This window comes from Ilyobacter sp. (assembly GCF_041583315.1).
Lineage (GTDB): Bacteria > Fusobacteriota > Fusobacteriia > Fusobacteriales > Fusobacteriaceae > Ilyobacter.
Map to the genome: position 1 here is coordinate 1 of NZ_JBFHGC010000048.1, position 8,881 is coordinate 8,881.

At 36.5% G+C, this 8,881-nt stretch carries 6 protein-coding genes and 2 tRNA genes; 2 read left to right on the plus strand and 6 right to left on the minus strand.

What is annotated here, in order from left to right; genetic code table 11:
- Window positions 1-59 precede the first annotated feature (59 nt).
- Window positions 60-135 (minus strand) — tRNA-His (locus tag ABZA26_RS02980).
- Between the two features lie 4 nt (window positions 136-139).
- A tRNA-Gly gene (locus tag ABZA26_RS02985) sits at window positions 140-215 on the minus strand.
- Window positions 216-574: 359 nt separating this feature from the next.
- On the opposite strand from ABZA26_RS02985, the gene ABZA26_RS02990 reads away from it, so the two are divergent.
- A complete protein-coding gene (locus tag ABZA26_RS02990) occupies window positions 575-1,177 on the plus strand; it encodes a hypothetical protein (RefSeq protein ID WP_372713035.1) in 603 nt (200 codons plus the stop codon).
- Between the two features lie 373 nt (window positions 1,178-1,550).
- On the plus strand, window positions 1,551-2,165 hold the full coding sequence (locus ABZA26_RS02995; RefSeq protein ID WP_372713036.1) for a sigma-70 family RNA polymerase sigma factor: 615 nt from the start codon (window positions 1,551-1,553) through the stop codon (window positions 2,163-2,165).
- Window positions 2,166-2,181: 16 nt separating this feature from the next.
- On the opposite strand, the gene ABZA26_RS03000 is transcribed toward ABZA26_RS02995, so the two are convergent.
- The 4 genes from ABZA26_RS03000 to ABZA26_RS03015 form a co-directional block, all read right to left on the minus strand.
- Window positions 2,182-4,641: an AMP-binding protein gene (locus ABZA26_RS03000; protein WP_372713037.1), complete on the minus strand. Its 2,460-nt coding sequence runs from the start codon at window positions 4,639-4,641 to the stop codon at window positions 2,182-2,184.
- Between the two features lie 204 nt (window positions 4,642-4,845).
- Entirely contained in the window at window positions 4,846-7,329 is a 2,484-nt protein-coding gene (locus ABZA26_RS03005) for an AMP-binding protein (RefSeq protein ID WP_372713038.1), read from the minus strand.
- A 113-nt stretch (window positions 7,330-7,442) separates the two neighbouring features.
- Window positions 7,443-7,589 (minus strand): hypothetical protein, encoded by a 147-nt coding sequence (locus ABZA26_RS03010; RefSeq protein ID WP_372713039.1) that lies wholly within the window; start codon window positions 7,587-7,589, stop codon window positions 7,443-7,445.
- 83 nt (window positions 7,590-7,672) lie between these two features.
- Window positions 7,673-8,881 (minus strand): sensor histidine kinase (locus ABZA26_RS03015; RefSeq protein WP_372713040.1); only part of this gene is annotated, 1,209 nt, incomplete at its 5' end.

An 8,881-nucleotide genomic window follows, 5' to 3' on the forward strand; every position in this document is an offset into this window, starting at 1 on the left:
TGTGACAACACGATTAAAAGTCGTGTGCTCTACCAACTGAGCTAGTGACGCATATTATATGGGGTGAACGACGGGATTCGAACCCGCGACAACCAGTACCACAAACTGGCGCTCTACCAACTGAACTACGCTCACCACATGGAGCGGGAAACCAGGTTCGAACTGGCGACATTCAGCTTGGAAGGCTGACGCTCTACCAACTGAGCTATTCCCGCATACAATGTGCCCCTTAGGACAGGATTAATAATATCACAGTCAAAAAAGAATGTCAATAATTTTTTTAATTTCCATATTCAGTATCTTTTTCAAAAAAACATCTTATGATTTTGTCATATATTTTACCCGGAAGTGTAACTAAAAACCCCCTATACTTACTATATAAAACAAAGTATTCCCCTTCTCTAAATTAACAGTATCTATTCTTCCAGCAGTAAATTCCTGGACAATACATTTTCTACCATCATTTTTATTACAAAATTTTAAATTGCAATATAGATTCTTAACTGCTTGAAATATATAGACATTTAAAAGATTTCATTCTAAAATACATATATTAAGAAAAGGAGTGATTCAAATGTTTAAAAAGTCAAAAGATGAAAATTTTAACTATAAAAAAATATTTAGATATGAAAAAAAAAGTGATTCATATATTATTGATATTTCCATAGATATATACGGAGATCTGTATAATGAATGGGATTTCTCACCTTTTAAGAGGCGTGATTTAGACAGTGATCTTATAGAATATTTGGAAGAATCTTCCTTTGAAATACCTTTAAAACACGACCTCATTATAAACTTTTTTATGCCGGAAGAGATGAAGGATGTGGAAAAAGAGCACCGGAGCCTTATCGGCCTGAAAAATTATTTTAAATATATGCTTTTCAGGACAAAGGCTGAGGTAAGGCAGCACAATATCAGAGCATTTAAATATGCATTGATAGGCATCATTTTTGTATCCATCTCCATATTTTTCCAGAATTATGTAAATAAAAATTTATATTTTGAAATTTTACCTGAAGGCTTCTATGTGGGAGGATGGGTTTTCATATGGGAGATGTTTTGTATTATAGGATTTCAAAATAGTGAAAGAAAACAAAAAATAAAAGAATACAATCGGCTTATAAGGTCTAAACTGGACTATATCTATTACAAAGACCCATTTGAGAAGTTTTAAAAAATTACAAACATAGGGGTTTGGTAACCGTTTACAGTGCCTTTAGGATATAGTTTTTGTTTGACATTTTCGGATTTTTAGAATATCATAATATTAGGATTTTTTTATAGCATAATATAAAATTAGTGATTAAAAGAGAATTATTTTGTTTTAATATCAACCATAAAAATTGATATAAATTCGAAATTTAACCTTGCTTGTATATTTGAACAGAAATAACAATTTACCACCCTGGAGAATCTAAATGGGGGGATTTATTGAGGTTAAAAACAACTCTGGTGGTTATTGTTTTTATTTAAATAGAAATTGCATGACGTAAAATTGATAACTTTTTATTTTAAAGTAACAGTTTTGGTTGAAAAGGGGAGTTTTAATGATGGAAGTCAATTTGGTTAAGATGGCTCAAGAGGGAGATCAGGAAGCAGTTGCTCAGATTTTTAGCAAGTATAGGGGACTTGTTCTGATGAAGAGTAAAAATTATTTTTTAAATGGTGCAGACAGAGACGACCTCTTGCAAGAAGGAATGATAGGTTTATTAAAGGCTATACGTGCTTATGATGAAGGTAAGAATACATCTTTTAATACATTTGCATCTCTTTGTATAAAAAGACAGATAATAACAGCTATCAAAAATTCCAATTCAGGTAAACACCGTATGCTGAACCTTGCTTCCAATGGATTTTATGAAGGTGAAGAAAGTAATGTTTCCTATGAACGTAAATCTTTCAACTTTTATAATCCTGAAGAGATATTTTTGGGAAAAGAAAAATTAGAAGCTTTAAAAGAATACTTAAATGACAATCTGAGCAAGATGGAGAATGAGATCTTTGACTATATGTTACTGGGAAATAACTACATTGAGATTGCTGAGAAAACAGGCAGAAAGATAAAATCTGTGGATAATGCCATTCAGAGGATCAAAAAGAAAGTTAAAGGATTTTTAGAAGAATATGAACTTCTGAAAAGAATGGACTTAGGGGACTTTTAATAGTCCCCCTTTTTTTTTATCCTTCTACCCATTCTTTTATTTCATTCATTACCTTTGACGAAATCTCATCATAATTCAGTTGCCCTGGATGTATTTTATTAAAGAATTTTATCTGAAGTTTCCCTGATTTTGGAATCTTTGATCCAGTTGGGAAAGCCTCGTAGGCTCCTTTTATTCCAAAAGGGGAGATGGGAATATTTAGCTCCTTTGCCATAATGGCAAAGGATTTTTTAAATTCACCTATTTTTCCGTCTCTGCTCCTGATTCCCTCGGGGAAAATCACTATATTTTTACCTTTTTTTAATACCTGTGCCATGGACTGCAGTGTTTCAGAAAGATTCTTGTTAATATCCACTACCATTATATTAGCATTTTTACCTAGGAATTTCATCATGGGAGAGTTAAAGTGCTTAACCTTGGCCATATAATATGTATTTTTCAAAATTTTTCCCGGCAGAGCTTCATTTAAAATAAATCCGTCTATAAAGCTCTGATGATTTCCCACAAATATACAGGGTTCTGTTGGAATCTTACCCAAGTCCTCTTTTTTCAACTTCAGACGGGATATAAACAGCACTTTGAGTATTACTTTCATGACAGAACTCACTATATTAGATTCCGGAAGCTTAACTTCGACTTTTTTATTCAATATCTCTGACCAGTTAAAGAATTTTTCACAAACATCTGAAGAATGTTCTTTCAAATAAAGGGCCAGTTTTTCCAGAGTAGGATTTTCTGAAATTATTTTTTCGTCACATCTCACTCCGAAAGTGGACTCAATATAAGCAAGTAGCTCCACTGTGTCCAGAGAATCAAGTCCTAGATCAAGCTCTAGATGGGAATCTGGAAGTACGGAAATATTCTTCAGACCCAAAAGGTATTTTTTCAGTAGCTTATACTCATTGTAGTCTGGTTCTAGAACCTCTATACTTGCCCTATCCACTCCTTTCAGAACTTCCGAGATTTTAAACCTTCTGATTTTTCCGAGCTTTGTCTTGGGAAGTTCCTGCTGCACTATTTTTATATCCAGTATTTTTTTATACTTTGGAGCCTGTATATTGTATTTATCCACAGCTCCCCATTTAAGAGTCTCTTTTATGTTGGTAATCCCCTTAGCTGAGATTGCACCAAAGTCCGGATAAATAACTGCTGTAAGGACTTTATTGTGCTCTACCACTGCCACCTCTTGGATAATATCTGTATTTGCCATAAGCCACATCTCTATCTCCACAGGATTGATATTTTTACCGTTTGAAAGAACTATCATCTCTTTTTTTCTTCCTGTTATAAAGATAATTTCTCCCTTTACTTCTCCCAGGTCACCAGTATGCAGCCAGCCTTCTGAATCTATTATCTGGGCAGTGGCTTCAGGTTTATTATAATAGCCTTTCATTACATTTCTGCCTTTTACAAGTATCTCTCCGTCCTCTGCTATCCTCACCTGGACTCCCGGGATGATTTTTCCAGCTGAACCTATGACTATTTCCGTCTCAGGGTTAAAAGCTATCATAGGAGCCGTTTCCGTCATTCCGTAGCCTTCGCATATCCTTATTCCGAGAGCTGTAAAATCTTCTGTTATTTTAGAATCCAGCTTGGAACCTCCGGCCACAAAAAATCTGATATTACCTCCGAATTCATCGTGAACCTTTTTAAAAATTTTTCTGCTGAATTTTTCATTGTTCAGTCTTTTGGAAATTTTGAAAACAAGCTTAGCTACCCTGCTGCTGTTTATCTTCCCCATTATTCCCTTATGAAACATCTCCCACAGTCTAGGTACCCCTATTATTATGGTTACCTTGTGTTCTTTCAGACTTTTCTTTATCCCTTGAGAAGAGATATCATTGAGAAAAACTATTGTAGAACCTTTAAAAAGAGGCAGTATACCCACCCCCAGGAGAGGAAATATGTGATGTAAGGGAAGAATCCCCAAAATCACATCACTGGATCTAAACATATTATACTTGTCCAGGCTCTCTACATTAAGAAGAATATTGTCTAGTGTGAGCATTACACCTTTCGGCTCTCCTGTAGTACCAGAAGTGTAGAGAATGAGGGATACGTCGTCCTTTTCCGGTGTTTTGAGACTTTCCGCCCCTATACCGGAAAAATCCATCTCAAGAGTATCCACGTTTATAATCTCAACCTCTGCACCTGTAATCTGAGCCGCTTCTTTGGCAACGTTTACAGTTTTGTCCGATGCAAAAATATATTTAGGAGCCGAATCAGTCAAATAGTAAGAAAACTCCTCTGTCCCAAAACCTGCATCGATACAAACACAGATTCCTGATTTGTCCCACACTCCCAAGAATGCGTATATGTATTCAGGTCTGTTTTCCATGAATATCATTACCCTGTCTTTTTTGCACACATCGATCTCTTTAGTGAGAAATTTAGATGCCAATATAGTGTCACTGTAGGATATTTTTTTTTCATCATATATGATTGCTGTCTTTTTAAAATCCTTTATAAACTCCACTTTATCTCCTTATATAATACGTTGTATAAAATCATAAGAAATTATATCACAAAATATCCTTAATGACAATTTCAAGAAAACAGATAGTATTAATACAGTATAAAACAAACTGATTACAGACATTTTTTACATTTACTCTTGATAAAACAATATTTTTTATTAATATCTCTGTAAATGTAAAGATGCTGCCATATGGCAGCATCTTTAAGATTTCCTTATCCATTGTTCAATAATATCTTTAGTTTCCTTTATTATCTCTTCAGAATCTTTTCCCTGGGGATCCACTGCAGGAAAGAAGTGAAGCCTCATATTTCCTTTCTGAGGAAAAGATTTACCAAATGGCATAGCCTCATAGGCCCCGTCTATTCCGAAGGGAACAACAGGGATATTAAGCTCTTTAGAGAGAATGGCAAAGGATTTTTTAAATTCCTGAATTTCTCCGTCCCTGGTCCTTGCTCCTTCAGGAAATATCACCAGGTTTTTCCCCTCTTTTAAAACTTTGGCAGATATTTGAAGGGTCTCCTTCAGATTTTTATTTATATCCACAATTACCACGTTACCCCTTTTGGCCAGAAATACCTTCAGAGGAGTCTTAAACTGAACCACTGTGGCCAGGTAGTAGGTTTTATCAAGATTTTTATTGGACAGTGCCTGATTAAAAGCAAATCCGTCAGCCAGACTCTGGTGATTCCCTGCAAAAATACAAGGAATATCAGGTATATTCTCCAGACCTGTTTTTTCAAGTTTCAGATGAAATCTGAATATAGGGGCCGTCAAAAGCTTAAATATTTTGCTGGCAGTAGCTGATTTCGGAAGTTCTACCTCTATATCCTTATTGAGAATGGTATTCCAGTTTATATCTCCCTCACGGTATTCTCCGCCCTTCTCCCTTATAACCTTGCACAGTTCCTCTATACTTCCTATTTTTACAAACTCATCCTCCTGTATCTCCACACCAAAAGAATTTTCTATAAAAGACAGTATTTCTACCAGATCCAGAGAATCAAGACCCAGATCGAGCTCCAAATGAGATTCAGGAGTCACATCCACCCCGTGATTCTCTTTGAGATACTTCTCTATCTCCTTATATTCATTGGTCTGCAGTTCTGCAGAAACTACCTTTTCTTCTTTCTCATCTTCTTTTTCTTCTGTACCCTCTATGAGCTCATTTAGTTTAAATCTTCTCAGTTTCCCCAGTTTTGTTTTCGGAAGTTCTTCTTTTACAATTTTTATCTCGAGAATTTTACGGTATTTCGGGGCATTGACATTATACTTGTCTATTATCTCCCATTTGAGAGTCTCTTTTATATTGGTTATATTAGCTTCTTTTATGGCTTCAAAATCAGGATAAACAATTGCTACAAGATGGTTATTGTATTCTGTGACCGCCATCTCCTGTATCAGCTTGGCATCTTTCATTATCTCCATCTCTATATCTGCAGGGTTAATATTCTTACCGTTTGATAGGACTATCATCTCTTTTTTTCTTCCAATAAGATACAGATGCCCGCCATCCAATTTCCCCAGGTCCCCTGTATGAAACCATCCTTCAGAATCTATGACCTGGGCTGTTGTCTCAGGTCTGTTGAGATATCCTTTCATTATATTGGCTCCCCGTGCCAGCACCTCACCGTCATCTGATATCTTCACCTCTACACCTGGTATGGCCACTCCTGCAGACCCTTCCCTGGCATCTTTAGGGTTATTAAAGGTAATTATCGGCGAAGTCTCAGTGAGGCCGTAGCCCTCTAGCATTTTAAACCCCAGCGTTGTCAGATTCTTCATTATCTTAGGGTCCAGCTTTGCTCCGCCTGAGGCCATTATCCTCATGCTCCCTCCGAAGGCATCATGGACTTTTTTGAATATTTTTTTTCTGAGCCAGTTAAATTTTATTTTTTCACAGACTCTGAATAGATATACCGCTGCTTTGCTGCTGTTTATCTTGTTCATAATTCCTTTATGCAGAAGTTCCCACAATCTTGGAACTCCTATCATTATGGTTATTTTATGCTTCTGAAGTGCTCCCTTGATGGTCTCTGAGGACACATCATCTATCATAACCACCATTGACCCGCTGTGAAAAGGTGCAAACAGATTTATAACTAAAGGAAAAACATGGTGGTAGGGCAGAAGTGCCAGAAATCTGTCATTTTCATCATAAAGCTTTATCTCTTTCAATGCGTCTAAATTGGACATGATATTTCCCACTGTAAGCATTACACCCTTTGGATTTCCAGTTGTCCCCGAGGTATAGAGGATGACTGCCACCTCTTCTTTTTCAGGAGAATTAAGAATCCAGTCTTCTGGCTGAAAGTTTTCAGGTATATCGTGGTCCTCAAATTTTATTATCCTCACCGGGGAATCAGAAAGCCTCTTAGCTTCCAGAGCTGTCCCGTAATTCTTCTCAGAAGTAAAGATATACTTTGGGTCGGCATCAGAAAGAACATAAGCAAGTTCTTCAGGACTGTATCCGCCGTCTGCATTTATTGTTACTCCGTTTTTCTCCCATATGGCAAATACAGAAAAGGCGATCTCAGGTCTGTTTTCCGAAAAGACAACTGCTCTTTTACCCTTTTGAAGGTCTAAAAGCGTGGAATAGTACTTGGCCCCTCGTATCAGATCTTTATAAGTATATTCTTTATCCCTAAAAAATATGGCTGTCTTTCCATAGTCCCTGACAAATTCCATATAATCCTCCTAAAATCATCATAATTAAAATTTCTTCATAAATCTTAATACGCAGTTTAAACCCATTCCCTTTTTTAAAGCCGGTAATTATACCCGATTTGTTGTCATAAATTTTAAAGGTTGTCCACCAGATACTCCAATTCCTTTTTATCCTTTGCAGAAAGGTCGTATCCTGACTTCAGTTTTTTTAAAACATCAGATTCACAGGCACTCATAGACTTCTCCAAAACTTTTATAAGCATTCTCACGTAAAAATCCATATATTAAAACCTCCGTTTTTTTTATTTATTCCAGGCAAAATCATTGTAGCACAAATTTTACAAAAAAATAATAGCGAGGGACATTAACTACCCTCGCTATACCTCGGAAGAGATATCTTAAACACACTTCCCACACCTTTTTCACTGTGAATTTCAAGATCTCCTCCGTGCAGGCGAAGTATATGCCCCACCAGAGACAAGCCCAGTCCCACTCCGGATTTTTTTACAGTTCTCACACTGTCCTCTCTGAAAAAACGCTCTGTCACTTTGGATATGTTTTCTTTTTCTATTCCTATACCGCTGTCTTCCACCACTATCTTGACCAGCTCTTCTGTATTTTCTCCGTATACCCGTATAAAACCCTTTTCCTTGTTGTACTTTATGGAATTATTTATGAGATTCATTATGACCTGTTTTATACTGTTACTGTCACCTAGGACAAGACTGTCCTCTATAGACGAAAAATCCCATTTGAGGTCGATCCCTTCATCAATGGCTATTATTTCCATTATGTCGCAGATCTCTTCTCCCGCCTTGGAAAGTTTCATAGGTTTAAAAGACTCTTTTATCCTCTGAGGATTTTTTGTAAGGGTCAGAAGGTCTCTGGTTATACCTATCAGCCAGTCTATCTCTTCCAAAACCCGTATAAGAGTCTCTTGATACTCTTCATTTGTCCTATCCTTAGAGAGCTCTACCTCAATCATACTTTTCATAGATGCCATAGGAGTTTTCAGTTCATGACTTACATTAGAAGAAAACTCCTCCATCTTTTTAAAGGAATCCTCCATTGCCGCTACTGAGTGATTGAGGGTATTTATCAGGGTATCTATTTCGTGGTTACCATACCTTTTATCAAATCTCAGAGACAGATCAGGAACCTTCTTTCCCTGGAGAGCTACACCAAAATCATCAAGCTCCCTCAGAGCCTTGAAGATTTTCTCCATGGTAAAATTTATCATACCTACGAAAAAAGCAATAAGCAGAACCATTGTCACTGCCATTATATAGCTGGAAAAATATCTAGTGTTGGATATGTAAGATATATCCTTCACCACCATAAGTCTGCTTCCCTTTGGGAAAAGATTGTTTTCTGGAATATCAGATATCATGAGATGATATCTTTTGTTAGGCACGATCACCACGTCAAAACCAGCTTCTTCAGACTCTGAAGCCTTTTCCAATATAATAGCTGAATCTTCTAAACTAAAAGCTTCCATGTAGATTCCGTTGTTATCTTTATCTACCACCAGAAAAGAGATGTCCTTTCTTAATTTCCCTGTTTCCCTCTGAAA

Coding starts and splice junctions, on each gene's coding strand:
- ABZA26_RS03010 (WP_372713039.1), bottom strand. CDS start 7,589: ATGGATTTTTACGTGAGAATGCTTATAAAAGTTTTGGAGAAGTCTATG.
- ABZA26_RS02990 (WP_372713035.1), top strand. CDS start 575: ATGTTTAAAAAGTCAAAAGATGAAAATTTTAACTATAAAAAAATATTT.
- ABZA26_RS03005 (WP_372713038.1), bottom strand. CDS start 7,329: ATGGAATTTGTCAGGGACTATGGAAAGACAGCCATATTTTTTAGGGAT.
- ABZA26_RS02995 (WP_372713036.1), top strand. CDS start 1,551: ATGATGGAAGTCAATTTGGTTAAGATGGCTCAAGAGGGAGATCAGGAA.